At 67.1% G+C, this 25,926-nt stretch carries 22 protein-coding genes and 1 pseudogene; 14 read left to right on the top strand and 9 right to left on the bottom strand.

From position 1 onward, the window contains the following. The first annotated feature begins 18 nt into the window (after positions 1-18). Positions 19-222: a hypothetical protein gene (locus tag HHUB_RS11990; protein ID WP_059057838.1), complete on the top strand. Its 204-nt coding sequence runs from the start codon at positions 19-21 to the stop codon at positions 220-222. On the opposite strand, the gene HHUB_RS11985 is transcribed toward HHUB_RS11990, so the two are convergent. From HHUB_RS11985 to HHUB_RS11975, 4 genes and pseudogenes are all read right to left on the bottom strand, one after another. Next, positions 207-545 (bottom strand): type II toxin-antitoxin system PemK/MazF family toxin, encoded by a 339-nt coding sequence (locus tag HHUB_RS11985; protein WP_059057837.1) that lies wholly within the window; start codon positions 543-545, stop codon positions 207-209. The genes HHUB_RS11990 and HHUB_RS11985 overlap by 16 nt on opposite strands. Beyond that, positions 542-901 carry a MarR family transcriptional regulator gene (locus HHUB_RS11980; RefSeq protein WP_059057836.1) on the bottom strand — a complete coding sequence of 120 codons (360 nt, stop codon included), beginning with the start codon at positions 899-901 and terminating at the stop codon, positions 542-544. The genes HHUB_RS11985 and HHUB_RS11980 overlap by 4 nt, the downstream gene beginning before the upstream one ends. 87 nt (positions 902-988) lie before the next feature. Continuing rightward, positions 989-1,324: pseudogene (locus tag HHUB_RS17640) on the bottom strand (DUF7558 family protein). Next, complete coding sequence (locus HHUB_RS11975; protein ID WP_059057835.1) at positions 1,324-1,614, bottom strand: hypothetical protein; 291 nt, start codon at positions 1,612-1,614, stop codon at positions 1,324-1,326. Before HHUB_RS11975 ends, HHUB_RS17640 begins: the two are co-directional and overlap by 1 nt. A 339-nt stretch (positions 1,615-1,953) precedes the next feature. Here HHUB_RS11975 and HHUB_RS11970 point away from each other — a divergent pair, with 339 nt between their 5' ends. The 6 genes from HHUB_RS11970 to HHUB_RS11945 all read left to right on the top strand — a co-directional run bounded on the left by HHUB_RS11970 (position 1,954) and on the right by HHUB_RS11945 (position 13,495). Beyond that, on the top strand, positions 1,954-3,759 hold the full coding sequence (locus tag HHUB_RS11970; protein WP_169793413.1) for a GmrSD restriction endonuclease domain-containing protein: 1,806 nt from the start codon (positions 1,954-1,956) through the stop codon (positions 3,757-3,759). A gap of 350 nt (positions 3,760-4,109) precedes the next feature. After that, the gene (locus HHUB_RS11965; protein WP_059057833.1) at positions 4,110-7,742 is read left to right on the top strand and encodes a type IV secretory system conjugative DNA transfer family protein; all 3,633 of its coding nucleotides are present in this window, start codon (positions 4,110-4,112) and stop codon (positions 7,740-7,742) included. A 1,112-nt stretch (positions 7,743-8,854) separates the two neighbouring features. Continuing rightward, positions 8,855-9,712, top strand: coding sequence for a CBS domain-containing protein (locus HHUB_RS11960; protein ID WP_059057832.1), 858 nt, complete (start codon positions 8,855-8,857; stop codon positions 9,710-9,712). Then, the gene (gene glyS / locus HHUB_RS11955; RefSeq protein ID WP_059057831.1) at positions 9,705-11,432 is read left to right on the top strand and encodes a glycine--tRNA ligase; all 1,728 of its coding nucleotides are present in this window, start codon (positions 9,705-9,707) and stop codon (positions 11,430-11,432) included. Before HHUB_RS11960 ends, glyS begins: the two co-directional genes overlap by 8 nt. 2 nt (positions 11,433-11,434) lie before the next feature. After that, positions 11,435-11,998: a hypothetical protein gene (locus tag HHUB_RS11950; RefSeq protein ID WP_059057830.1), complete on the top strand. Its 564-nt coding sequence runs from the start codon at positions 11,435-11,437 to the stop codon at positions 11,996-11,998. Between the two features lie 363 nt (positions 11,999-12,361). After that, positions 12,362-13,495, top strand: coding sequence for a DUF7118 family protein (locus HHUB_RS11945; RefSeq protein WP_059057829.1), 1,134 nt, complete (start codon positions 12,362-12,364; stop codon positions 13,493-13,495). Here the strand turns inward: HHUB_RS11945 and glmM are convergent. Together glmM and HHUB_RS11935 are read right to left on the bottom strand one after the other, a co-directional pair. Beyond that, positions 13,492-14,856, bottom strand: a complete 1,365-nt coding sequence (gene glmM, locus HHUB_RS11940; protein WP_059057828.1) for a phosphoglucosamine mutase — start codon at positions 14,854-14,856, stop codon at positions 13,492-13,494. The genes HHUB_RS11945 and glmM overlap by 4 nt on opposite strands. Beyond that, a complete protein-coding gene (locus tag HHUB_RS11935) occupies positions 14,853-15,281 on the bottom strand; it encodes a hypothetical protein (RefSeq protein ID WP_059057827.1) in 429 nt (142 codons plus the stop codon). Before HHUB_RS11935 ends, glmM begins: the two co-directional genes overlap by 4 nt. 88 nt (positions 15,282-15,369) lie before the next feature. Here HHUB_RS11935 and HHUB_RS11930 point away from each other — a divergent pair, with 88 nt between their 5' ends. Continuing rightward, positions 15,370-16,200, top strand: coding sequence for an HVO_0234 family beta-propeller protein (locus tag HHUB_RS11930; protein WP_059057826.1), 831 nt, complete (start codon positions 15,370-15,372; stop codon positions 16,198-16,200). A 25-nt stretch (positions 16,201-16,225) separates the two neighbouring features. Beyond that, positions 16,226-17,074, top strand: coding sequence for a ribose-phosphate diphosphokinase (locus HHUB_RS11925; protein ID WP_059057825.1), 849 nt, complete (start codon positions 16,226-16,228; stop codon positions 17,072-17,074). 421 nt (positions 17,075-17,495) lie between these two features. On the opposite strand, the gene ileS is transcribed toward HHUB_RS11925, so the two are convergent. Further along, entirely contained in the window at positions 17,496-20,690 is a 3,195-nt protein-coding gene (gene ileS / locus HHUB_RS11920) for an isoleucine--tRNA ligase (protein ID WP_059057824.1), read from the bottom strand. A 57-nt stretch (positions 20,691-20,747) separates the two neighbouring features. Then, the gene (locus tag HHUB_RS11915; protein WP_143416390.1) at positions 20,748-20,978 is read right to left on the bottom strand and encodes a hypothetical protein; all 231 of its coding nucleotides are present in this window, start codon (positions 20,976-20,978) and stop codon (positions 20,748-20,750) included. 81 nt (positions 20,979-21,059) lie between these two features. Here HHUB_RS11915 and HHUB_RS11910 point away from each other — a divergent pair, with 81 nt between their 5' ends. The 5 genes from HHUB_RS11910 to HHUB_RS11890 are packed head-to-tail and all read left to right on the top strand — an operon-like array spanning position 21,060 to position 23,165. Then, on the top strand, positions 21,060-21,278 hold the full coding sequence (locus HHUB_RS11910) for a DUF7860 family protein (protein WP_059057822.1): 219 nt from the start codon (positions 21,060-21,062) through the stop codon (positions 21,276-21,278). Next, positions 21,278-21,568 (top strand): hypothetical protein, encoded by a 291-nt coding sequence (locus tag HHUB_RS11905; protein ID WP_059057821.1) that lies wholly within the window; start codon positions 21,278-21,280, stop codon positions 21,566-21,568. The genes HHUB_RS11910 and HHUB_RS11905 overlap by 1 nt, the downstream gene beginning before the upstream one ends. A gap of 23 nt (positions 21,569-21,591) precedes the next feature. Further along, positions 21,592-22,230 carry a uracil-DNA glycosylase gene (locus tag HHUB_RS11900; RefSeq protein ID WP_059057820.1) on the top strand — a complete coding sequence of 213 codons (639 nt, stop codon included), beginning with the start codon at positions 21,592-21,594 and terminating at the stop codon, positions 22,228-22,230. A gap of 25 nt (positions 22,231-22,255) precedes the next feature. Next, positions 22,256-22,699, top strand: a complete 444-nt coding sequence (locus HHUB_RS11895) for a thioesterase family protein (protein ID WP_059057819.1) — start codon at positions 22,256-22,258, stop codon at positions 22,697-22,699. A gap of 31 nt (positions 22,700-22,730) precedes the next feature. After that, a complete protein-coding gene (locus HHUB_RS11890) occupies positions 22,731-23,165 on the top strand; it encodes an HIT family protein (RefSeq protein ID WP_059057818.1) in 435 nt (144 codons plus the stop codon). Between the two features lie 112 nt (positions 23,166-23,277). On the opposite strand, the gene HHUB_RS11885 is transcribed toward HHUB_RS11890, so the two are convergent. Beyond that, a complete protein-coding gene (locus tag HHUB_RS11885) occupies positions 23,278-25,920 on the bottom strand; it encodes an ATP-binding protein (RefSeq protein WP_059057817.1) in 2,643 nt (880 codons plus the stop codon). Between the last annotated feature and the right edge of the window lie 6 nt (positions 25,921-25,926).

The raw sequence follows: 25,926 nt of genomic DNA, 5'->3' as shown, positions 1-25,926 counted from the left end.
GACACGATCCACGTCGCCATGGAGGGTGACGACGCGAACCCAAGGACACAAGAGGAGCCGTTGGCGGCCATTCAGACCGCAGTCGAGGAAGCCGGACCGGGCCAGACCGTGTACGTCCACCCTGGCGAGTACTTCGAGTTCATCGAGTTCAGAACAGACGGCGACCCGAACGCGCCAATAATAGCTGCCACGATAAGCGGCGGTTCTCAGCTGGAAATGTAGTCAGTCAGCTGGTTCGTCACGTCCGCGGTGCGTTCGTCGACGAGCGAGGTGAGATAGTGGTCGATGTCTGCCGGAGTGGTGAGCGTCGCAAGCGACCACGGGAGGACGTGACTTCGTTCTCCGAGTGGGTCGCCCGCGTAGTCGTCATCTCGAAGTGTGAGTGATTCCTCGTGATAGGTTTTCGTGGAGATGAGGACAATGAGCTGCACACCATGGGACGAGAACTGGGGAGCCCCTAGTACGAGCATCGGGCGGCCTTTCTCTGAGAGCGGGTCGCTCGCCCAGACGATGTCGCCACGTTTCAGGTCTTCGAACGCCGTCACTGTACGTCTTCCAGCTCGTCAGTCTGGAGGTCCTCGAGGTGCTCCTCGCCGTACTGGTCGTCGGCCGTCTCGTGGAAGCGGTGGAGTCGATACGCGGATTGGAGCCGCTCTTCATCGTCCGTGATCGCCCAGTACGGGCGCTTGTGTCGCACGAGCCCGCGTTCCTTCAGCCGCGAGAGGATCGCACTGACAGCGTCGGTCTCCAGGCCGAGTCGCTCCGCGATCGACGCCGCCTTCCACGCCCGGTCGTCGTGCTCGTCGAGGAACACCACGATCCGCTCGGTGTCGGTCCGCTCCTCGAAGTCGTCGCCGTCGGCGTTCTCGAACTCCTCGATATCGATGGCGCCGTTCGACATACGGTACTGTTGGGACTGTTGGCACATAGCTATTTGGCTCGTTTGCTCGTTGGTGAGGCTAGTTCTGTGCCTACCGATACGCGATGGTCACTCTGCCGGCGTCGCGACGAGATGCTCCTCGAAATCGCGCGTCCAGTACGTCGCGAGCCCACCCGGACTACAGCGAGCGCACAGCTGCAACGGGCCGTCCAGATGCCCCAGTTCGACGCGGAAGCGCGTGAGCGCCGCGAGCGTGTCAACGACCAGTTCACAGCCGCCACAGGCGACGTGATTGCGCTCGTCGGGATCCGGCCTCGTCTGAATTGCGCAGTCGATGCAGATCGGGTAGGTGACTCGTTCTTCCCGCCCCTAGGTGTGTGCCTTGCCAGTCTCGGTACCGGGCGGCGCATCGCAGAACGTACAACCGACGAGGGTCTGCTGCATCACTTGCCCTCTAGGTCGGCGTCGCGGCCGGCCGTCCAGCCACGGTGGAAGACGGCCAGCTGCGTCGATGAGTCGAACGCGGTGCCGCTCGGCTCGTGAACCAGAACTTGGTCCTTGGGAACCGGAGTGACGACGTCCGCGTCGACGAGGTCGTTGACCAGGTTCTGGCCAGTCGCGTCATCGACGTCCGCCGTGTCAACGCCGCCGGCGTCGCGGTCCTGGGCGAGCTGTTCCTTCTCGAACCGTTCGTAGTCGCGACTCGTGTCGTCGTGCGGATCGGGACCAGCCATAATGGGTCACGCAGCACGCATCGTTGCGCGCTGCACGCCTTTCGGGGTGCACGAGAAACGTACTCCGTGCGCAACGACCGGGCAACGCGGTGGTACGTGTGCGCCACCCGCGTATGCCACGGGAACACGCAGACAGGCGCCAGGAGCCACCACGCGACGGGCGGCACGCGGCGAGCGGGGCGGGCCGCGAGCGCACAGTGGGGGAATACTGTCTGGATGGATTACGGGGGATAGTGGGGTATCTGGAGAAGGGTCTTCGCTGATGGGTCGATGCCGTATCCAGTGCGGTTGAACCCCTTCCCGAAATCATTATGAAATTCCATCTCGCCGATGTTCGCAATGTACGACCAACGGGTGACGATTCACGACGCTGTTCGGCGAATCGAGAACGGGGATTACCTGCTGCCGGCGATTCAACGTGAAATCGTCTGGGAACGCGAGCAAATTACGGATCTCTTCGACTCCGTGCTGCAGGGGTATCCAATTGGGACGTTTCTCTACTGGGACCTCCACGAGGAGAACTGGGACGAATACACGATGTACGGGTTCATCAAGGACTACATTACCTCGACAAAGTGGATCGAGACCAACGCGCAGTCTCGTAATTCCAAAGCAAAACCGGATGGGGCCGGCGATCTGAAGCTTATCCTCGACGGACAGCAACGGCTCTCCTCGTTCTATATCGGTCTCAAAGGGACGTACACCTACAAGCAGCCATACAAGTGGTACCGGAACCCGGGCTCGTGGACGAAATCGCGGCTGTATCTCAACGTCAGCTCGGATCCACGGGCGGAAGCCGAGGAAGGCGGTGACCGCAACACCAGATACCAGTTCAAGTTCCTCCCGGTCGACAAATACGATGAACGGCTCGTCCAGCGAAGCGGTGACTGGTGGTTTCGTGCAGGAGCGATCCTTAACTATCCGGAGTCGATCGATATTCAGGATTACATCAGCAAGCAGACGGCCGAACGGGACGTCGAAAACGAGCGAGCATTCGGGCAGAATCTCCGGGACCTCAGGCGAGCGATTCACGATCAGAAGTATATCACCTACTTCGAGGAACAGCGCCAGGACATCGACCGTGTTCTCGAGATCTTCATCCGGACCAACGATGGCGGGACACAGCTCAGCAAATCGGACCTACTGCTCTCGATTGCACAGGCCAACTGGCAGGAGTACGATGCTCGGGAGGAGCTCACGTCGTTCGTCGACCACCTCAACACCCAGCTTCCGATGACGAATAACTACGGGAAGGATTTCCTCCTGAAGTCCTCGCTCGTCCTCGCGGACTTACCGGTCCGATACAGGGTCAGTCAGTTCAAACGCGAGAACGTCGCGAAAATGGAAGCAGAGTGGGACGAAATCCGGCGCGCCATCGAGGAGGCCGCCACCCTCGTCAACCACTTCGGGATCGGTGGCAAGACCCTACTGAGCCGAAACGCCGTGATCCCGCTCGCGTACTATTTCAAACAGACGGGACTGACAGCCGAAAAACTGCGCCGGGACGAAACGAAGCGGGCAGAGACAAAGCGCGACATCAAACGATGGTTCATTTCCTCGCTACTGCATGGCACCTTCTCCGGCAGTGCCGACTCCGTTCTGACACGGATTCGGGAGATACTCAAGAACCAATCTGGAAACGGGTTCCCGGTTGAAGCGATCGAAGCGGAACTCGCTGACCTCGGCAAAATGACGGGGTTCAACGAGGAGATGATCGAGAACATCCTCGAATACACGAAAGGCGGGAGTCGGACGTTCCTGACGCTGACGCTCCTCTACGATCAGATCGACTTCGGAAGCATCCAGTATCACCAGGACCATATTTTCCCGAGTAACCGCCTCAGCGAAGACTACCTTGTCGACCAAGGAATCGACCGCGACCGCGCTCGGACATTCGAGGCAAAAAGCGACCGCCTCGCGAACCTGCAGTTGTTGACCGGCCGGGAAAACGAGGCCAAGCAGGACGAACCGTTTGAGGAGTGGATCAAAAGCAGAGACCAATCATTCTACACCACTCATCTCATTCCGACCGACCCTCAGACCCACCAGTTGGAGAACTTCGACCTGTTCATCGAACAGCGCGCTGAACTTATCAGACGCGAACTCCAGTCGGTGCTGGGACCGGTGGATGAGGCCCCGGAATAAGGTGGGCAGTACGTCACTGGGCAGCGGCAAACCGTGACGACTCACCAGAGGACTGCTCTTCGCTCGGTGACCCAACCGATAACTGGGGTGGACTTCGAACGGGCGCGGCCGCCTCGGTCGTCCCCCGCCCCGCAAGCACCGCAGGGACGAGGCGCGCAGCGGGGGCGCGGGATGGCGAGCGGCCGCGGGCGTTCGCCAACCAGCGAACACTATTAACCAACAGCCCCCTTCACGGACTTTGTTGGTTAATGCGCTAAATTCCACCTAGCCCAAACGTACAACTACCTGCGTGCCACACACCCACACACGCAACGTATCGCCCACGAAACAAGTCCCCCCATCCGCTAGGTATGCCCCCCGAGCAGTTCACGACCGACCGCCAGTACCTCCACGTCCAGCCCAGCACCGACCCGCTCCATCCACGTGACGTCGCGCGTTCGATCACGCACCTCCATCGCACGACGGACCAGCCGACCTACGAGTGGTTGTTCGTCGCGACCGGCGACACCGGCCCGACGGGCGACCGCCACATCGACTGGTACGTCGACAACACGGTCCAGCCAGTCAAACGCACACTCCGCCAGTCCCTTCCGACGTCCGTCGACCTCGTCGAAACCACAACCTCCTACCAGCAGGCACTCGGGCTCGACGCTCCACTCGAACCCGACACCGACGACGCTACAGATGACGACGCGGTCGCGGGCGTCGAGTGGCAGGGCGTCGGCGACCGCCCCGACGACTGGCAGACCCCACTCCCTGCCCTAGAGTCGTTCGCCGGCGACCACGAGGGTGATTGGCCGCTCGCCGGCCTCCTCGACGCGCTCGCCACCACCGACGCCCCCGTGCTCGTCCAGATTCTGGTCACGCCGAAGGCCGACTGGACCACGACCAAGGAAGACCGCATCATCGACTTAGAGTTGAACGGTGACTTGCGCCGCCACGAACTCGGCCAGGCGATCTTCGGCGGGATCGCGGACACGATTACGGAGGCCACCGACCACGACACATCACGGTCTCCCTCGTACCGACGCACCGATTCCCAACCCGGCCAGCACGCCGGTCGTCGAGACCCCGACACCCCCGCGGGCCGGAACGCACGCCGCCGCGTCGATGATGCCACAATCGCGCCGTCGAACGCTCGCCGCATCGAAGCCATCCAGACCGTCGACACGCGGCAGTCGTTCGTCGTCAACGCCCGCGCCATCACCATCGCCACCGACCCAGCGACCGCCGACGCCACCACTGACGCGATTTCGGCGGGCTTCCAATCAGTTCGCGGCGACCACTACCGCGTCACACCCACGACGTACTCACCAGATAGCGACGCCGCCCGCGAGCTCCTCGACACCATCTCCACGCGAACCACGAGGACGAGTCCGAGCCGGCGCAAACACATGCTGCCGTGGGTCGAGAACGCGAGCCCCGCCATCGTCGCCGACCCCGCCGCCGTAGGGTCATTCTGCGTCGTCGACGGCCCCTCATTGAGTCCGGCAGCGAGTCGCGCGCTCGAACCAACACCCGAGGACCGTACGGGCATCGAACTCCCGCCCCGCTCCACCCTCCAGCGCTACCTCGACCAGCCGGGGATGACCGTCGGCCACCCCCGGACTGGTGACCGCACCACCCTGGACGCGACACTTGCACTGCCACCAGCCGTGCAGCCACTCCATACCGCGATCTTCGGGTCGACCGGCGCCGGCAAAACCGCCGTCGGCCAGCGCATGCAGCTCACCAATCACGCTGCGACGGACGGCGCCACCATCTACATCGACGCGAAAGGCGACGACGCACCCGAAGCATACACGAAAACCCACTACGCGCGCTACGACACCCTCGAAGACGTCCACTACTTCGACTGCACCGAGTACCTGCCCGCACTCCCCTTCCTGACGATTGAACCACTCCTCGACGCTGGGTTGGACCGCGAGTGGGCTGTCAATACGGTCGCCGAACACTACGTCGACCTGCTCGCGGCGGCGATGGGGCCCGAGCAGTTCTACAGTGCTGAGGCCGCCGTCGAAGTCATCCAGCAGCTCGTGCGCGCGCTGTTCGACCCCGTCCACGGCGCCGACAGCATCAGCCAGCAAGAACTACTGGCGGCGGCCGCGCAGTTCCACGAAACGAAGAACCCGCCGCCGGTCTCGGACGGGCGGCTCCACCAGCAGCTCGCCAGTACGGCCGCGAACAACCCTAACACGTTCGATAGCATCATGAGCGCCGCCACCCGCCGCATCGGCACCGCAACGAACGACGCTCGCCTCGCGCCCCTCTTCGAAGCGCACCCCTCGGCCGACCGCTTCGACCTCCGCGCGGCCCTCGACGACGACTGCGTCATCATCGTCGACCTCCAGGGGTACGGTGAACGGTCACGGACGCTGCTCGCGGTGGCGATCCTCTCGCAGTTGTGGCGCGCGCTCCAGCGCCGACAGACAACGACGAACGCGCAGGACCGCCCGCTCGTGAACTGCTACATCGAGGAAGCCGCCGACCTCGCCACCACCGGAATTCTGGATACGCTGCTCTCCCAGGGCCGCGGCTTCGACCTCGGGGTGACGCTCGCCATGCAGTTCCCCGACCAGCTCCGCGACTCCCACCCCAGGGTGTACGCCGAGCTGTTGAACGACGTCGGCACCATCATCACCGGCCAGATTGGCGTTGACCGCCGGCTCACGGAGCGCCTCGCCACCAGCGACCACGACCCCGACCAGGTCGCCGCCCGCCTCCGAGCGCTCCAGCGCGGCGACTGGTTGGTCAGCCCCGCGGCGCCGTTCGCCGAACGCCAGCCCAACCCCTTCCACGTCGCCTCCCCACCACTCCCCGCCGGCCACCCCGAGAGCGACGCGCCGCTCACCGGCGCCACCAAGCACGCGTTCACCGACGCCGTTCAGGCCGCCAAAACCCGCACCCGCGAAACCTACGGCGTCGAAATCGGGCGCGCCGCCAGCACGAGCACGGAGCCCGCGGCCGCCACCGCCGTCGACGGCTCCATCGCCACCCTCGTCGCCGCCACCGCCACCATCCCCCACACCGAGCGCTTTCCCGACTGTCTCACGTACATCGACGAACCCCCGTACCCGCTCGTCTGCGACACCTGCGAGGACGACACGAAATACCCGTCGACGCCCGACGGGATGCGCCGCGCCATCAACTGTCACCATTCCCTCGAAGAAGTTGACCGCGCGAACATCCCCATCTGCTCGCTGGATCTCACGCTCACCAGCGGCGAACGCGCCGCCAGCCAGTACAGTGACGCTCAGCTCCGGCTGCTCGCTGCTGTGTACATGGCCCACCAGCAGCGCTTCGACCCCCAGCTGGAGTTCGACCTCGTCCACGACTCCATGATGCAACTCGAAGCATACGTCGGCATCGACGCCGACGGCGTCCAGGAGCTCGTCGACGACGGCTTACTGCGCGTGGACTGTCGCCGTCCACACAAGCTGTACACGGTCACCCCGGAGGGCCGCGACGAAATCGGCGTCGCCCACCGCGACGGGATTGCGCACGGGGATGGCACGGGCGACCTCTCCGAATCCAGTCTCCACGTCGCCATGGTCGACGTCGGCGCCCGCCTCCTCGCCCAAGAGCTGGTCGGCCCCAACAAACCCGGGGACCGCGTCCAGCGCTACTACGGTGTCGAGGATGGTCGTCTCGACGCGGCCGTCCTCGACGGCGACGAGAACGTGGTTGCCGCGTTGGAAGCCGAACGCATCAACAACGACCGCCACGAGGCGATTCCGAGTGACTTCGACAAGATGGCCGCCTGCAACCCCCAGCAGGCGTGGTGGCTCGTCAAAACTCGTGGCGACGGCCACCAGCTCCTCCACGCCCTCCACGACCCCCCAGATGGTGCCTCTCGTGTGCCCCGTACGTACAGCGAGAACATGGCCCCCCACCAATACCGCCTCGACACCACCGGGTTGACTGACGTCTACACCTTCGAATACGCCCGCGACACCCTCCTCGACGACGACCCACCCACGTAGCCAACCCCAACTACTACAGAGCCCATCTCATCCGCAAGAACACAGTTCACCAAGCTCTGAACACGACCCGAGCATGGGGGGTCACGCCACCCCCAAATACGACTGACGAGCATGATTGTGCGAGTAAGCAACCAGCACACGGCTGCACACCACTGTTACAGCCACTCAAAAACCCCATCTGTCCAAGCGCCGTGGGACCTATCGACGCCACTGCAGACCGCGTCCACGACCCCCACGAGCGACCGGTCGCCGCCGTCACCACGCGACGCTGCGGAATCATAGCGCTGTCCGGAACGGACGACACGACACAACACGACGTCCGCTCACCGTGGGCTCGCCACCAGTACTGACCGTACCTTGCTCGGCGCATCCACCGGGCACAAGGCCACGACTCCCAACAGCACGCATCACCGAACACATCGACGCCCACACCCACGCGCGAACGCATACATGAGACCGCATGTGACTACCCACCCGGCCATCGCCTGCAACTGCCACGTCCCGCCCGGGCTACAGAGGGACTCTACTGCGATAATTGCGGATGTTTCTGTCTCTGTAGTTTCGAGCTGGTTGGCGAGCAGACCGTCCAAGCGGCGCCGGGAGCGCTCAGCTTGAATTGGAGTCCGAGATGCAAACCCCTCAATCCGGCCCTATACGGCCGGATTTCGGTATCGGATAGGGGTCCCAGTGTCGGCAGATCTGATGCAGTTCGATGATGTTGCTGCAGAAACTACAGAGAAATTCAGAGAGTATAACCGGCTGAAGCACGGGATTTCGGCGCTCACGTGAACGACACTACTGGCGGAGGGAGGGGATCAGATGAGCTCCGAGAGTGGACTCTCTTCGAAATCGGGCGTCTCGAAAATCCGGAACGGGCCGGCGAAGCAGCGGTCGAGATAGCTCAGCATTCTTGCGGGCAGACCAACTGCGAGGTCGTCTAGGCAGGCACGACCGAAGCCGGTGTCGACGTCGGTGTCGCAGTCACCTGTGTTTCGCAGTTATTTCATTCCGGGAACGTGGAGAAATCGACTTGGGAACGGCTGTAATTGGCGGTGTAACTCTGTAATACGGTGTCGTAGCCTACAAATGGGTGGGGAAAGTACGACGCCTACATGAACGTCGCTGACGCGATGACCCCCCGGGACGACGTGGTTACCGTCGAGCTTCCGGGGACGCGGGACGACATCCTCGAGTACATTCAGGAGCGGGCGTTCTCCTCCGTGCCCGTGGTGAAGCCGGGCGATGACGGCGAACAGTACCGGGGACTGGTCTCCCGGGACGACCTCATCGAGCACCCCGAGGAGGACCAGCTCGCGATGCTGATGCGGGACGTGCCGACGACGACCACGGCGGCGACCGTCCGTGAGGTCGCGGCGCTGATGCACCGCGAGGGGACGCGGCGCGTGCCGGTCGTCGAGGACGGCCGCCTCGAAGGCATCATCACGGTCACGGACGTCGTACGCGCGATCGCGGATGGCGAGGAGGACGGTGACACGGAGGTCGGCGAACTCGCCCGGGAAGACGTGAACACGACGTACGCGGAGACGCCGCTGACCGTCGCCGAGCGCGAAATCTCGTACGCGAACGTCCCCTACACCGTGGTGCTGGGCGACGACGCCGAGATGGCGGGAATGTTGACGGAAGTGGACGTCATCGAGGTCGCGCGCGTCGTCGAGGGCGAGGCCGACACCGGTGATTCGATCGCGGACGACGACGACGACTGGAAGTGGGAGTCCATCAAGGCGGTGGGCGCGCGCTACCTGCCGACGCGGAACGTCGAGATTCCCGCGGCGCCGACGCGGGAGTTCATGACGAGCGACGTGGTGACGGTGACGAAGCGCCGGACCGCTCGCGAGGTTGCACAGACGATGCTGACCAACGACATCGAGCAGGTGCCGCTGGTGTCCGGCGACAGCCTCGTGGGCATCGTGCGGGACGTGGACCTGCTGGCGGGGTTGAGCGATGAGTGAGCTCGACGAGCTCGCGCGGCGGCGCGGGTTCTTCTTCCAGGCGAACGAGGCGTACGGTGGCGTCTCCGGGTTCTACACGTACGGCCCGGAGGGCGCGGCGCTGAAGCGGAACGTCGAGGAGACGTGGCGGGACCGCTTCGTCACGCGCGAGGGGAACATGGAGATCGACGCGCCGACGGTCACGCCCGAGCCGGTGTTCGTGGCGTCCGGCCACCTCGACGGGTTCGACGACATGCTCGTGGAGTGCGCGGAGTGCGGGGAGAGCCACCGCGCGGACCACGTCGTCGAGGACAACACGGACATCGAGGATGCCGAGACCTACCCCACGGAGCAGGTCGAGGACATCATCGCCGAGCACGACCTGGCGTGTCCGACGTGTGGCGCGCCGCTTTCGGGGCAATCCGTCGACGAGTTCAACCTGATGTTCGACACGACCATCGGGCCGGGCGACGGCCAGCCGGGCTACCTGCGCCCGGAGACCGCGCAGGGGATGTTCACGGAGTTCCCCCGGCTCAAGGAGTACGCGCGCAACCAGCTGCCGTTTGGCGCCGCGCAAATCGGGACGGGCTACCGGAACGAGATCAGCCCGCGGAACGCGCTCGTGCGCACCCGGGAGTTCACGATGGCCGAGCTGGAGTTCTTCGTCGACCCCGAGGGCGAGGGCCCCGACCTCTCCCGGGTCGCGGACGTCGAACTGCCGCTGTACTCGGCCGACGCCCAGGAGTCCGACGGCGAGGAGTACCAACACCTGACGCCCCAGGAGGCCTTAGAGGAGGGCGTCGTGGGCGACGAGTGGGTGGCGTACTTCCTCGCGCGCTCGAAGGCGTGGTTCGAGCGCGTCGGCGTGGACATGGAGCGGTTCCGGTTCCGCCAGCACCTCCCCGGCGAGCTCGCGCACTACGCTTCCGATTGCTGGGACGCGGAGGGCGAGGTCGGCGGCGACTGGATTGAACTGGAGGGCGTCGCCTCCCGCACGGACTACGACCTCTCGAAGCACAGCGAGCACGCCGACGACAACTTCACGATTTTCAAGCAGTACGACGAGCCCAAGACCGTCGAGCGCGCGACCGTGGACCCCGACATGGCCTACCTCGGGCCGGAGTTCGGCGGCGACGCGGCGGCGGTCGCGGACGCCCTCGAAGCGCTCGCGGAGCGCGACCGCTCGGCGTTCGACGGCGAGGAAGTCACCGTCGAGGTGGACGGCGACGAGGTCACGGTCCCCACCGAGAAGACCGGCTTCGCCGTCGAGGAGCAGACCGAATCCGGTCGCCACATTATCCCGCACGTCGTCGAGCCGGCGTTCGGCGTCGGCCGTGCGGTGTACACGGTACTGGCGCACAACTACGACGAGGACGAAGTGGAGGGCGAGACGCGCGACGTGCTGCGGCTGCCCGCGGAAGTGGCGCCGACGACGGTGGGCGTGTTCCCGCTGATGGACAAGGACGGCCTCGGCGAGCGCGCCCGCGACCTCGCGGCGGACCTCCGCGAGGCCGGGCTGTCGGTGACGTACGACGACTCCGGGAACATCGGCCGGCGGTACCGCCGGCAGGACGAGGTCGGGACGCCGTACTGCGTGACCGTCGACTACGACTCGCTGGAGGACGACACGGTGACGCTGCGGGACCGCGACACCACCGACCAGGTGCGAGTGGCCATCGACGACCTGGCGGACGTGGTGGCGGGGCTCGCCGACGGCAACCGCGAGTTCGCGGACCTGTAACGGTGAGCGAACTCGACCGCCGGCTCGTCCACGCCAGCGGCGCACTCCTCCCCGGGGCGTTCCTCGCGGGCGTGGTGCCGTGGCCGGCGGTCGAGTGGCTGCTCGTCGCGGGGTCGGTCGTCGCGGCCGCCCTCGAAGCGCTGCGGCTCTCGGGGTACGTCTCGTGGCGCATCTTCGACCGCCTGACGCGCGAGTACGAGCAGGACAATCCCGCGGGGTACGCGCTGTACGTGTTCTCGTGGACGGCGACCGCGTGGCTGTTCGCCCCCGTGGTTGCGGTGCCCGCGATGTTGATGCTGGCGCTGGCGGACCCCGCCAGCGGCCTGCTCTCCCAGACCAGCGGGCTCGAAGTGAAACAGGGGTGGGTGTTGCTCGCGACGTTCGGCATCTGCATGGCCATCGCGAGCCTGCTCGGCGTGGCGCCCGTGCCGGCTGCCGCGGGCGCGCTCGCCGCGACGGTCGCCGACGGCACCAACCCAGTGGTCCGCGGCTACGTCATCGACGATAATGCTTCCATCCCGCTGGGCGCCGCGGCGGCGATGTGGCTCGCGCGGCTGGTCGTGTGAGCTTGGGTTCGGTTCTCCTCCACAGTTCGTCGTGCACGACACCCGGAAAGCCCCGGCGGGCTTGCGGTCGTTCGTTCGCGGTTCCCTTCGGTCACCGCTCGCACGTTCCGAGGCCTCCCGTTGGTCGGCCTCGCACTCGCTGTGCTCGCTCCTGCGGTGCTTGCGTCGCGAGACGACCACGCGAGCGCGAGTCCGCCGCCCCTTTCAGTCCACCCCGCTACCGGCTGATCAACCGGCAACGGGCGGGTTGAACGGAGCCTCGCCCCTTTCGAGGCGGTGCTGTCTGGACCATTCGTGGTGTTCCACGATGCTGCCCTGCGTCGCACAGAAAGCCTATCAGCGCGAGCGCCCACCGTTCACGTAATGTCCGACGCGCAGGCCGCCCGCACGACCGACCCGTCCGGCCTCGTCGCCGACCTCGAAGCCGCGCGGGACGCTCGCGACGACGCCCGCGCTGCGGTCGCGGACGTCGGGAAGGAACGGCTCCGCGACCTCCGGGACGCCCTCGACGGCCTCGAACGGCTGTTCGACCAGTACGAGGCCGACGCCACCGGAACAGGGGACTTCAAGTCCTACATCGACTTCCAGGACGACCTCGTGGCGTACGTCGAGGACCTCGACGACGACCTCCCGGAGCGGGAAGCCTTCGAGTCGTTGCTGGACCTCTTCAAGAAGAAGCGCCTCTCGGAGAGCGACTTCGCGGAGGCCCGCGACCGGCTCGCGGACGCCCGCGACCTCGTCGGCCGGCTGGACGACCTCGAGGCCGCGCGCGACGACTATGTGAAGACCCGCCAGCGTCTCGAAGCGCGCGCCGACGAGTACGCAGAGGAAGTCGAACAGCTAGAACGCCTCCAGCGGCTCGGGAACGCCGACCTCGACGCGCCTGTGGAGACGCTCCGGGAGCCAATCGAGACGTACGACGAGCGGGTGCGCGAGGCCTTCGCGTCGTTCCGCGAATCCGCGCCCGCTCGCGACGTGCTGGGGTTCGTGGCGACGACGCAGTCGTACCCGCTGGTGGGCTTCGAGCCCGTGCCCGAGGATCTCGCGGCGTTCGTCACGGACCGCGAGGCCGGCACCGAACCGCTCCCGCAGCTGCTGGAGTACGCGGAGTATTCGCCGTCGAAGCTCGACCACTACGTCGCCGAACCCCGCGCCCTGAAGCGCGCGGTCGGCGGCAACCGCACGTACCTCGACCGACTGGACGCCGACCCGCTCACCGTCGGGTGGCCGCCCGCGCCCGCCGAGGAACTAAAGCACCGCCTAGAGGAACTCGTCTCGGTCGTCGCGCGGTTCGCCGACGACGACGTGCTCGCGGCGCTACACGCAGTCCGGCGCCGAGTCCGAGACGACGACTACCAGCGGCTGCGGACGGCCGCCGTCGCGGAACACGAACTCACCGAGGCGGAGAAACAGCGCATCGAGTCCGGGGTCGCCAACGACCTCGAAGCGGCCCGCGAGGCCGAGCGGGAGCTCCGGGACGCCCTCGACCGACTCTAGACGCCGGCTTTCGCGGCGCGGAGCGCGGCCGCGAACTCGTCGGCGAGCGAGCGCGCGCGCTCCTCGCTGGTGGCCTCCGCGTAGATGCGGACGACCGGCTCCGTCCCCGAGGGCCGGGCGAGCACCCACGCGTCGCCGTAGTCGAGCCGGTAGCCGTCGATGGTAGTGCGTTCGGCGTCGGCGTCCAGCGCCTGTTCTTCGGCCGCACCGAGCAGCGCCTCGCGCTCGGCGTCGTCGTCGTAGCCGACGTTGATGCGGACGTTGTGGTAGTCGCTGTACGGTGCGACGACCTCGCTTGCGGTTCGCTCGGCGAGCAGTTCGAGGAAGCGCGCGCCCGTGTACGCGCCGTCGCGGGTCATCCGGTAGCCCGGGAAGATGACCCCGCCGTTGCCCTCGCCGGCGACCGGCACGGTCTCCCCCTCGGACTCGAGCTGGCGGATGCGGGTCATAATCTGGGTGCTCCCGATGGGCGTGAGTTCGAGGTCCGCGCCCGTGCGCTCGGCGACGTCCACGAGGCGCTGGCTGACGTTCACCGCCGACACCGTCGTGTCGCCCTCGCCGAGTTCGGCTTCCGCGAGCGCCGCCAGCGTCGCGTCCCCCTCGACGTAGTCGCCGCGCTCGTCGAAGAAGATGGCGCGGTCGGCGTCGCCGTCGTGGGCGATGCCGACGTCCGCGTCGGTCGCGCGCACGAGGTCGCCGAGGTCGCCGAGGTTTGCGGCGACCGGCTCGGGGTCGCGGCCGGGGAAGTGGCCGTCGGGCTGGCCGTTCACGGTGACGACCTTGCAGCCGAGCCGGCGGTAGAACTCGGGGCTGGTGAGCGCGCCCGCGCCGTGGCCGGGGTCGAGCGCGACCGTGAGGTTCGCGTCCGCGATGGCCTCCCGGTCCACCGCCTCCAGCAGCTGTTCGACGTACTCGCGGCGCGCGGACTCAACGTCGACGTCGGCGCCGACGTCCGCCCACGTCACCTCGTCGAACTGCTCGGTGAGGAACTTCCGCTCGATGCGCTCGAGCTCGTCCACGGGGAGCTCGACGCCGTCCGCGCCGACGAGCTTGACGCCGTTGTACTCGGCGGGGTTGTGGCTCGCGGTCACCATCACTGCCGGAATCGCCTCGCGTTCGGCGTACGCCTGCAGGCCCGGGGTCGGAACCACGCCGAGCCGGTCGACGTCCACGCCGACGCTCTGGAGGCCGCTGGTCGCGGCGTTCACGAGCATTCCCCCGGTCGTCCGCGTGTCCCGCGCGACCGCCACGCGGTCGGCCCGCCACACCGACCCGGCGGCCTTCGCCACCCCCTGCACGAACCCGGGGGTGAGCTCCTCGTTTGCGACGCCCCGGGTGCCGCTGGACCCGAACACTTTCATGTGCGTTCCTGCGGCCGCCCGCGCCTAATCGCTTCCGAACTGGCCGAACTGTTCCGGTTCTGCACGGTGTGGCCGTCGACCAGCACGCGCACCCGGTACTCGTCGCCGTCGTAGCGGTAGACGGCGCCGACCTGCCCGCAGCGCTCCCGGAGGTCCGCGCGGAGCGCTTCGCCGGTCTCCCGGTCGACGTCCGTGACGACCCACTCGCCGTCGGGCGCGGTCGTCGCCGACGACAGCACGCGCTCCAGGGCGGGGTGGGCTTCGAGGAACGTCGCGGACAGCGGGCAGTAGACGTCGGCGTTCTCGACGGCGGCCTCGCCGGCGCGCCGCACCCGGACCTCCACTGGGTCGTCGCCGACGACCCGCGAACAGCCGCTGCCGGCGGCCAGCGCGGCCACCGCGGCGAGCACCGTCCGCCGTCGCATGGCCCCGCATACGGCAGCCACGCCAAAGGGCTTTCCCGAACAGCGGGCAACCGCAACGCTAACGCCGGCCCGCGAGACGCCTTCACGTATGCCGACCATCCGCGAGAAGCGCGTCTACACCGACCAGTCCGAGACCGTCGACGCGTACGTCGCCGCCGACCTCGGCGTCGCCGTCGCGCGCGTCTCCCAGGACAAAATCGGCGAGTTCAGCCTCGCCGAGCGCTGTACCGCCCGGGATGTCGCGGCGACCGCCCGCGGCGTCGCCGCAGCAACAGACGAGGACGTGCTCCTCGGGGACGACGACGGCTTCGCGGAGACCGGCTTCGGCCCCGCGGTCGCGGTCACGGGCTACGATGGCGACGTGCTCGCCGCCGGCAAGGACGGCCGGCTCGCGCGCTACGACGGCTCGTGGGAGTCCGTCGGGACCGTCGCGGACGTGCGCGCGCTCGATGCCGACCTCGTCGCCGCCGCGGACGGCGTCCACCGCCTCACGGACGACGGGCTCTCGGCGGTCGGACTGGACGACGCGAAGGACGTCGCGGCCGCCGGCGTCCCGCTGGCCGCGACGCCCGACGGGCTCTACCGGCTCGGCGCGGGCTGGATGGAGGCAATCGAGGGCGCCTTCGAGGTCGCCACCAGCGACCCCGTGACCGCCGACGCGGGCGAACTGGGGCGCGCGCACGCCGCGACCGCGGACTCGCTGTACGAGCACGCGCCCGGCGACGACGCCGACGCGTGGCGCGCCCGCGAGCTCCCAGTCGAGGACGCCGTGGTGGACGTCGCGTACGCGACCGACGCGGTTGTCGTGCTTACCGCCGACGGCGCGCTCGCTGCCGACGCCGGCGACGGGTTCCGGCACCGCAGCCTCGGGCTGCGCGCGGCGTCCGCGCTGGCGGTCGTCGCCGAGGGAAACGCGTAAGCCGCCGGCAGGCCTCCCGTCTGGTATGATACTCAGCGGGTCCGCGACCCAGCAGCTCGCCGCGGCGCTCGCGGCGGAGCTCGGCGACGACCTCGCGCGCGTCGAGTACGAGTCGTTCCCGGACGGCGAGCGCATCGTCCGCGTCCCACCCATCGACGGTCGCGCCGTCGTCGTCGCCTCCACGGTCTCCAGCGACGCCCACGTCGAACTCCTCCAACTGCAGGACGCCGCCCGCGAGGCCGGCGCCGACGAAATTGTTACTGTGATTCCCTACATGGGATACGCGCGCCAGGACGAGGCGTTCGAGCCCGGTGAACCCGTCTCGGCCCGCGCGATGGCGCGCGCCATCTCCACGGGCACCGACCGCGTGCTCACCGTCTGCCCGCACGAGCAGAGCGTTCTCGGCTTCTTCGATGTGCCCGCGACCGGCGTGGACGCTTCCGGTCGGCTCGCGAACCCGCTGCCCGCGGACCTCGCGGACCCGGTCTTCCTCGCGCCCGACGAGGGCGCCGTCGGCCTCGCTCAATCCGTCCGGGACGGCTACGGCGTCGGCGATACCGACCACTTCGAGAAACACCGTCACTCCGGTAGCGACGTCACCGTCACGCCCAGCGACGTCGACGTCTCGGGCCGCGACGTAGTGGTCGTCGACGACATCATCGCCACCGGCTCCACGATGAGCGAGGCCGTCGGCGAACTCGACGACCCTGCGCGCGTCTACGTCACCTGCGTCCACCCCCTGCTCGCGGGGAACGCCCGCCTGAAGCTCGCAAACGCCGGCGTCGAAGCCGTCTACGGCACCGACACCATCGAGCGCGCCGTCTCTACTGTCAGTGCTGCGCCCGCCGTCGCGGACGCGCTGCAGTCGCTGTAACAGCTGTTGAGAGCGCGATCTCTTTTATTCAGAACCACTTCTGAAATTGACTGCGGCGAATGGATACGTAGGACAGCGTATAGCCTATCTATTATGTAGGAGGATCAAAAATACATTCTATACGATATAATGGATGAAAAGGATATCAGATATCGGAAACGTCTAAGTATTGCGTCGTCGTCCCTCGGTATGGCGATTATCGTGGGCTGTGTCATCTCATGGCTTGACGACCCTGTGTTGGGGGAAGTTACCCTCGGAATTTTCATAGTCGGCCTTGGCCTGTTCTGCTATGGATTATGGAAAGCCCCCTAACAGTGACTACGTCCCCTGCACGTCGCGGCTATTTCATCCACTACTCTGCATGGAGGAACCGATTGACAACTACTGGTAACGCCCGAGAGTAGCCGCTCGTCCTCGCCGCCTACAGCTCTTCGATTTCGAGCGCCATCTTCGTGCCCTCGACGTCCCACTCCTCGCGGTAGCCGTCCTCGACTTCGCCGAGCTCGCGGGCGCGGGTCTCCTCCTCGATGAGGTCCTCGTGCTCGGAGACCAGCCGGGCGACGCGGTCGTCGAACACCACGACGTCTAGGCGAATCTCGGCGTCCATCGCGAGGTCGAGGTCCTTGCGCATCTCCTGGACGCGCCGGATGACCTCGCGGGCGTACCCCTCGCTCTCGACGTCCTCGTCGAGTTCGGTGTCGACGTAGACGGTGCCGCCGTCGAAGTCCGCGCCGGCGACGTGCTCGGGCGCTTCCTCCACGAACTCCACCATCTCCGGCGTGAGTTCGATGTCGCGGCCGAGCTCTTCGCTGACCTGCTCGGCGAGCGCATCGAGGTCCGCGGACTCGACGTGGGCGTCGTTGAGCGCCTGCATGACCTCGCCGGCGTCGTCGCCGAACGCGGGGCCGAGCACGCTCATGTCGGCGCGCGCGCTGAACGCCAGTTCGTCCCAGTTTTCGCCCTCGTCGACGACCTCGATGCGGCGCGCGTTCAGGCGGTCGCGGAGCAGACTCGGGTGGTCGCGGACCGCGCTCGCGACGCGGTCGTCGTCGGCGTCCACGACGATGCGCGTCACGGGCCAGCGGAGCTTCCGGCCGGCCTGCTGGCGGGCGTGACTGCCGGCTTCCTCGATGTCACGGAGCGCCGCCACGTCGTCTTCGAGCGCGGGCTGGCGGTAGCGCTCCTCGACCTCGGGCCAGTCGCACATGTGGACGGTGTCGTAGGCGTCGCCGTCCGTGAGGTGCTGGTAGAGTTCGTCCGTCACGAGCGGCGCGTACGGCGCCAGCATCGCAGTTACTTCAAGCAGCGCCCGCTGGAGGGTGGCGTACGCCGCGGTCTTCGACTCGGAGTCGCCCTCCTCCCACATGCGCTCGCGGACGACCTGCACGTAGTACCGGGAGAGGTCGCCCGTGACGAACTCCAGAATCTCGTCGAGGGCCTTGTGCTGCTCGAAGGCCTCCCAGTGGTCGGTGGCGTCGGCCTTCACGCGCTGGAGCGTCGACAGCAGCCACTGGTCGACGGTTTCGAGGTGGACGTCATTGACGGAGACGCCCGAGCCGTCGCCGCCGAACGGCTCGGGGACGTTCGCGTCGAAGTCGTCCATCGCCATGTACGGCCGCGGGAACCGGAACACGTTCCAGAGGATGTTGAGGTCCCGCTGCATGTTCTCGGTCTCGTCCCACGAGAACCGCATGTCCTGGCCCTGCGGGCTCACCGACAGCAAGAATAGGCGCATCGGGTCGGCGCCGTACTCCTCGATGACCTCGTTGGGCTCGATGGTGATGCCCTTGGACTTGGACATCCCGCGGCCGTCGGGCATGTTCGCGTAGCCGTGCATCAGCACCTCGTCGTAGGGAATCTCGCCCATCGCCGCGGTGCCCATGCCGAGTTGCGACCAGAACCAGCCCCGCGTCTGGTCGTGGGCCTCCATGATGAGGTCGGCGGGCCACAGCTCCTCGAAGGCTTCCTCCTCCTCGGGGTAGTTCAGGGTGCCCCACGACGCCACCGAGGAGTCCAGCCAGACGTCGAAGACGTCCGGGACGCGCGTGTACGTCGTCCCCTCGTGCGTGATGGTGAGGTCGTCGACGGTGTCCTTGTGGAGGTCCACCGTCTCGGGGTCGACGTCCTGGTCGGCCAGTTCCGCGAGCTCCTCGCGGGTGCCGACGACGAGCACGTCGTCCATGTCGCCGCTCCAGTCCTCGGGCGTCCAGATGGGCACCGGGATGCCCCAGTAGCGCTGCCGGCTGACGTTCCAGTCCGGCGCGTCCTCAACGAAGTCCCGGAAGCGGTTGTCTCGCGCCCACTGCGGGTGCCACTCCGAGTCCTCCATGTTCTCCAGCAGCTCGTCCTTGACGTCGGTGATGGTGATGAACCACTGGTCGGTGACGATCTGGATGATGCCGGTGTCACAGCGCCAGCAGTGCCCGTAGGAGTGGGTGACCGTCTCCTCGGCGAGCAGCGCGCCCTTCTCCGAGAGGTCGTCGATGATGTCGTCGTTGGCGTCCCGGACGAACTGCCCCTCGTACTCGCCGGCTTCCGCGGTGTAGACGCCGTCCTCGCCGACCGGGCAGAACACCGGGAGGCCGAGCTCCTCGCCGCGCGCGAAGTCCTCCTCACCGTGGCCGGGCGCGGAGTGGACGAGGCCCGTGCGGTCGGCCTCCACCCAGTCGCCGTGGTAGACCTCGTGGGTGCCGTCGGCGCCGACGGGGTTCGCGGGCACTTCCTCGGCGAGCGGCGGCGTGTACGACCAGCCGAGCATGTGGCTTCCGGAGAACGTCTCCACGACCTCGTAGTCGTCGTAGCGGCCCGCCGTCAGTACGTCCTCGACGCACTCCTCGGCGACGTACAGCACGTCCTCTTCGCCGTCCTTCGTCGCGCGCACCTGCTGGTAGGTGCCGTCCTCGTCGACGGCGACGTACTCGTTGGCGGGAATCGTCCACGGCGTCGTCGTCCACACGACCAGCGACCCCTCACGGTCGTCGAGGTCGAAGGTGACGTAGATGGAGGGGTCCTCGACGTCGTCGTACTCCACTTCGTTGTTCGCGATGGCGGTCTCACAGCGTGGGCACTGGCTGATGGAGCGCTTCCCGCGCTCGACGAGGTCCCGCTCGTGCACGCGGTCGAACGCCCACCACGCCGCTTCCATATACGACGGGTCGACGGTCTTGTAAGGGTTCTCCCAGTCCATCCAGACGCCGAAGCTCTGGAAGTCCGCTTGGAGGCCCTCCAGATTCCGGTCGGCGAACTCCTTGCAGGCCTCGATGAACTTCTGCTCGCCGTACTCCTCGATGTCCTTCTTCGACTCGAAGCCCAGCTCCTCCTCGACTTTCGTCTCGATGGGGAGCCCGTGCATGTCGTAGCCCGGGCGGTCCGTCACGTCGTAGCCCTGCATCCGGTGGTAGCGGATGTAGGCGTCCTTCAGCGTCTTGTTCCACGTCGTCCCCATGTGGGCGGCGCCGGACGTGTACGGCGGGCCGTCCACGAAGAAGAAGTCCTCGCCGTCCGCCCGGTGCTGTTTGGCCTGCTCGTAGGCGTCGACGGCCTCCCAGTAGTCGAACACCCGGTCCTCGACGTCCTCGGGGTCGTACTGGTCGGGTACGTCGGCGAATCGGCTCATGGCGTACCCGTCTCGCTCGCCCCCCAAAGGGTAATCGGTTGTACAGTCGCCCCCGGGTTACGCGCCGCCAATCCGTGCGCGCACCTTGTCCGTGAACAGCATCGTGCCGGCGGCGATGGCGACGACGCCCATGACCGCCAGCCACACGCCAAGCACCGTCTCGCCGCCGCCGAGCGTGGCGGCGCTCCGCAGTTCCGTGAGGACCCCCGCCCCCACGAAGCCCGCGCTGAGGACGGCGTACGCGAGTGTCGCGGCGACGTCTAACAGCTCCGCAGCGTTGTTGAGCATAGCCAGCGGTAGCCAGCCGTCGTTCATAGCCCTTCTGTTCGAGACAGAAGGCTTAGTAGCGACGACGCGAGTGCTCGGGACATGGGACGCTACGGTAACCTCGACTACCCGACGCTCGCGAAACGCTCCACGCTCACGAGCTTCGTGCTGTTCGCCGTCGGCGCGCTCGGCCTCGCGCTCACCGGCAGTTCGCTGCCCGGCTGGGAGCAGGCGCTGCTGTTCGACGCGGAAGTCGCGGGCGTGCTCGGCATCCTGCTGTGCCCGCTCGTGTTCGGCATCGTCCTCCCGCTCACGGAGTAGTGCCCACCGACTCGCTCGTCCTCGCCGCGGTCGGCGTCCTGCTCGTCGCCGTCGCGCTCTTCGTCCGCGTGCGTCGGCGCGCTGACCTGCTCGCCAACTACGACAAGAGCGCGGACCCTGAGTACGCCGCGGTCCACGCCGGTAACGCCGTCGCGGCGGCCGGCGCGGTGCTGGTCGCGTACGGCGCCGCCGACGCGTACTGGGAGTTCCCCGAGTGGACGGTCTTCGTTCCGATTCTCGCCGTCGTCGCGCTCGCGTTCCTCGCGGCGGCCCGCGCGCAAGGCTATTGACGCCGCCCGCCCGACACGCTGGCGTGCCCGAGTTCCCCGACGCCGACACCCGCCACGTCCTCGAACCGGACTGCGAGCGCTGTCCGGCGCTGGTCGAATCGCGGAACTGCATCTCGTGGGGACAGGGGCCGCTGGACGCCGACCTCGTGGTCGTCGGCGAGGCGCCCGGTGCCGGTAATCCGGACGCCGAGCGGTGGCGCGGCGGCAACTACACCGGGATGGCGTACACGACCCGCCACTCGGGTCGACGCGTCCGCGACCTCGCCGCCGACCTCGGCCACGCGGACGCGTACTTCACGAACGCCGTGAAGTGCCACCCGCCCGAGAACCGCGACCCCACGCCCGACGAACGCGAGGCGTGCGCCGTCCACCTCGAAACCGAACTCGCCGAACTCGAACCCGCGGCCGTGCTCGCCACGGGCAAGCACGCCACCGCGAGCCTGCTGTCGCTGGCCGACCGCAGGCTCGATGGCTTCGTCTCGACGGTCGGCGACTGCGTACGCGAGGGATGCCCGCTCGACTGGCCGGGCTTCGACGCCGCGCTCGTCCCCGCGCTCCACCCCTCCTACGAGGACGTCTGGCTCTCACGGCTTGACCTCTCCCGGGACGAGTACGTCGCCGGCCTCCGGGGCGCGCTCGCCGCGGCGCGCCGTCAGGACTAACACCCGAAGCGTCGTCGCCTCACGTATGCCAGACGCCTTCGATATGCTCGCCGACGCCGGCGCCGACGTTCGCGGCGAGACCACGTTCACGCTCGACGCCGCCGACGCCACCGTCGCGTTCGGCGCACACGACGACCAGTCCGGCGACGCCGCCGATGAAGCAGTCCCCGTGCTCGGGACGCCGCACTTGCTCGCGCAGTTCGAGGTCGCCGTCCGCGACGCGCTCCGCGGCCGTCTCCCGGAGGGCACGCACGCCGTCGCGCGCGGCGCCTCAGTCTCGCACCTCGCGCCCGTCGGCGTCGGGGAGTCCGTCGACGCGTCCGCGACGCTCGTCGCCGTCGACCGCCCCGACCTCTCGTTCGCCTGTCGCGCGGAACGCGCCGACGGCGCGTCCGTGGCTACCGCGGACCTGACGCTGCGCGTCGTCGACCGCGACCAGTTCCGCGACAGCGTCGGCAACCGCGAGTAGGCTTTTAATCGAGGCGCGTGTTGGGCCGCACATGGCCGAGGACTGCATCTTCTGTCAGATCGTGGATGGAGAGATTCCCGCGCGCGTCGTCTACGAGGACGCGGACGTGCTCGCGTTCCTCGACGCGAACCCGCTGGCACCCGGGCACACGCTCGTCATCCCCAAAGAGCACCACGAGACGCTCGGTGACGTGCCGCCGGAGAGCGGCGAGATGATGTTCGCGGCACTGCACTACCTCACGCCTATCGTTGAGGACGTCGTGGGCGCCGACGGCAGCAACGTCGCGTTCAACAACGGCGAGGCCGCCGGGCAGGAAGTCCCGCACGTCCACGGCCACATCATCCCGCGCTTCGACGACGACGGCGGCCGGCCGGTCCACGCCGTCGCCGGCGAGCGTCCCGACCTCTCGGACGCCGAACTCGACGACATCGCCGACAGCATCGCCGACAGCGCTGGCGAAGAATAACCCGTCACTCCTACATTCTGGGTCCGGTGAGTCCGGGCGACGGCGGTTGTCGCATCACTGTGACTTGGCTCTGTCCGCCGCTCGGACCATTGCGCCCATCAGAGCGCGGGGTTCAGATTGCCCGCAGGTGGTCCTTGTTCGGCTGGTAGAGCTCGCCTTTCTCCTTGAGCTTCTCGATCTCGTGTTCGGCCTTCGAGGCGTCCATCCCAACTTCTTCGGCGCGGTCCAGCACTTCTTCGACGGGCGCGCCCTCGTCGAACTCGTCCTCGATTTCCTTGATGATGGCCTTCACGTTCTTCACGCGGTCGCGCTGGGTCTTCGAGCGGCCGGTCTCGACGACGTCGGCGTCGTACTCGCCGGTCTCGGGGTCGACGCCGATGTCCTGCAGACACGAGCGCACGATCTCGATGACGCGCTCGGCGTCCTCCTTCTCGACGGTGTCCGAGAGCCGGACGCGCGCGGACGCCTCGCCGAGGCGCACCAGCGCCTCCAGCTGGCGCGCGGTCACCGGGACCGGAGAGTCCTCGCCCTGGCCCTCCGCGCGCAGGTCCACGTAGAACTCCTCGATGGCGTCGCGGGCCTCGTCGGTCATCGTCGGGTAGCAGTTCCGCCGCGAGTACGCGATGTACTTCCGCAGCAGCGACGCGTCGATGGCGGGCGCGACGTTGTCGGTCTCCGCGCTGACCTCGTCCTCGGTGTGGTTCGCGCTCGCGAGCTGGTTCTGCTGGGTGTTGAGCTCGCCCGCGTAGTTCGTCTGGAGGATGTGCTGGGCGAGCTGGGCGTCCTCCTCGGGGTCGGGCTCGTCGGTCACCGTGAAGATGAGGTCGAACCGCGAAATCAGGGCGGGTTCGAGGTCGATCTGCTCGCCGATGGGCTCGTACTGGTCGAAGCGGCCGTACTTCGGGTTCGCCGCGCCTAGCAGCGAACACCGCGCTTTGAGGGTGGCGTTGATGCCCGCCTTCGAGATGGAAATCTTCTGCTGTTCGAGCGCCTCGTGCATCGCCGAGCGGTCGTCGGCAGCCATCTTGTCCAGTTCGTCTACCGCCGCGACGCCCTGGTCGGCGAGCACGAGCGCACCGGCTTCCAGCGTCCACTGCTGACCGTCGCCGAAGTCGTCCCGCACCGCGGCCGCCGTCAGACCTGCCGAGGACGAACCCTTGCCGGAGGTGTAGACGGAGCGTGGCGCGATGTTCTGGACGTAGGAGATGAGCGCTGAGTTGTGGGAGACGACGCCGTTCGAGAGGTACGCGTGCGTCCCTTCGACTTCGAGGTCGTAGACCCACTCCTCGGCCGGTTCAACGGTCTCGATGGATTCGATGCGGTCCCAGTCCACAGTGGGTGAACCGGCCCGAATTTTGTTGTCGACCTGCTCCACTACACGCCCGCCGTCTGTTGCGAACTGTCCAGTCTGGGATGCCTTTGGAGCTACCGCGACCGGTTCGCCTTCTTCGAGGTCTTCTGCTCGTACCGCTTCTGGTCCGCGAGCCCCGTGAATGAACAGTGGGTGGCTCGGCGTAACTGTGAGCTCAAGTGCGCTTTCGGTCCGTACCTCGTACATCGTCTCCGGAGCCTCTCGCTTCCAGACTCTTGTCGCACGGCGCTGTGTCAGCGTACCGTCAGGTGACAGCGATGGGAGCTCGATGTCGATGTCGTCGTACACGCCGTCGTCGACCGGCTTCGGGTTTTCGAGGTTCTCTTCGACGATGTCCCGAATCGGGCGCTCGGTGCCGTCCGCGAGCGTAACGTGCGTGTCCCCGTCGAGGCACTTCCCCGTCCCAGGGTCCCCGATGAGGAGCATGTGGAGGTCGCCCCGAATCCGGGACTCGTCGGGGAGGTGTTTGGTGACGCCGGAGAACAGCTGAAGAATCATCGCGAGCTTGGCCTCCCGGTGGCCGTAGATGGACGGCGCCATCGAGTCGACCATCTGCTCGTAGATGTTCTCGCGGTTCGAGATCTCGACGATTTGCTGTTTGTCCTCCTCGGTGATGTTCATCTCCTCGAACTCCTCGTCCTCGATGACGACCGACGTCCCCTCCATGTAGAGGTCGAAGACGGGGGACTCGTTGCTGCCCTCGCTCTGGTCGAGGCGGAGCACGCCGGCGACAGTGACGTGGTCGCCGGGCGTCACCTCGCCCGTGATGTCGTCGGAGACGTGCACGTCGATGCTCTGTGGGGTCTCCCCGCCGGCCAGCCCCTCGGGGGACTCCTGGATGCGGAGCTTCTGGGAGTCGACGAACTCCGAGCGCTCGGGGTCGAGCTTGAACGGGCCCTGGCGCTCGCAGCTCTCGCACTGGTAGGGCTCCTGGAAGCCCGCGTCGCCCTGCGGCACCTCGGTCTCGGCGCCGCAGCGCTGGCAGACGAACACCGCGCGCTCGATCTTCGGGCGGACGTCCGTCGCCTTCCGCACCATCCCCTGCACGCTGACGAGCGTGTTGAGGTGTTCGGCGCGAATTTCGCGAATCTCGGTGTGCTCGTCGAGGCCGAACACGCGCACGTGGGCCTGTCCAAGGCTGACGTCCACGGGGAGGTCGTAGAGTCGGAGTGCTTCCTCGGCGGCCTCCCGGAGGTCGTCGGGGTGGTTGATGTAGTCGTCGGCCAGGTCGGGGTCCATCTGGTAGAGGTCCCGCCAGTCGAGGTGCAGTGACTTCGTCTCGCGGGGGTACTTGCGGGCGAGCTCCGCGACGTCGTCGCTGTAGTACCGGCGGTAGAACTCCTCGAACCTGTCGACGAGTTCCTGGTTTGCGGCCTGGGCCATTCTGTC

The sequence above is a fragment of the Halobacterium hubeiense genome, from assembly GCF_001488575.1.
GTDB classification, from domain to species: domain Archaea; phylum Halobacteriota; class Halobacteria; order Halobacteriales; family Halobacteriaceae; genus Halobacterium; species Halobacterium hubeiense.
Note: the sequence above shows the minus strand (reverse complement) of the source record. Positions and strands in the feature narration are given on the sequence as shown.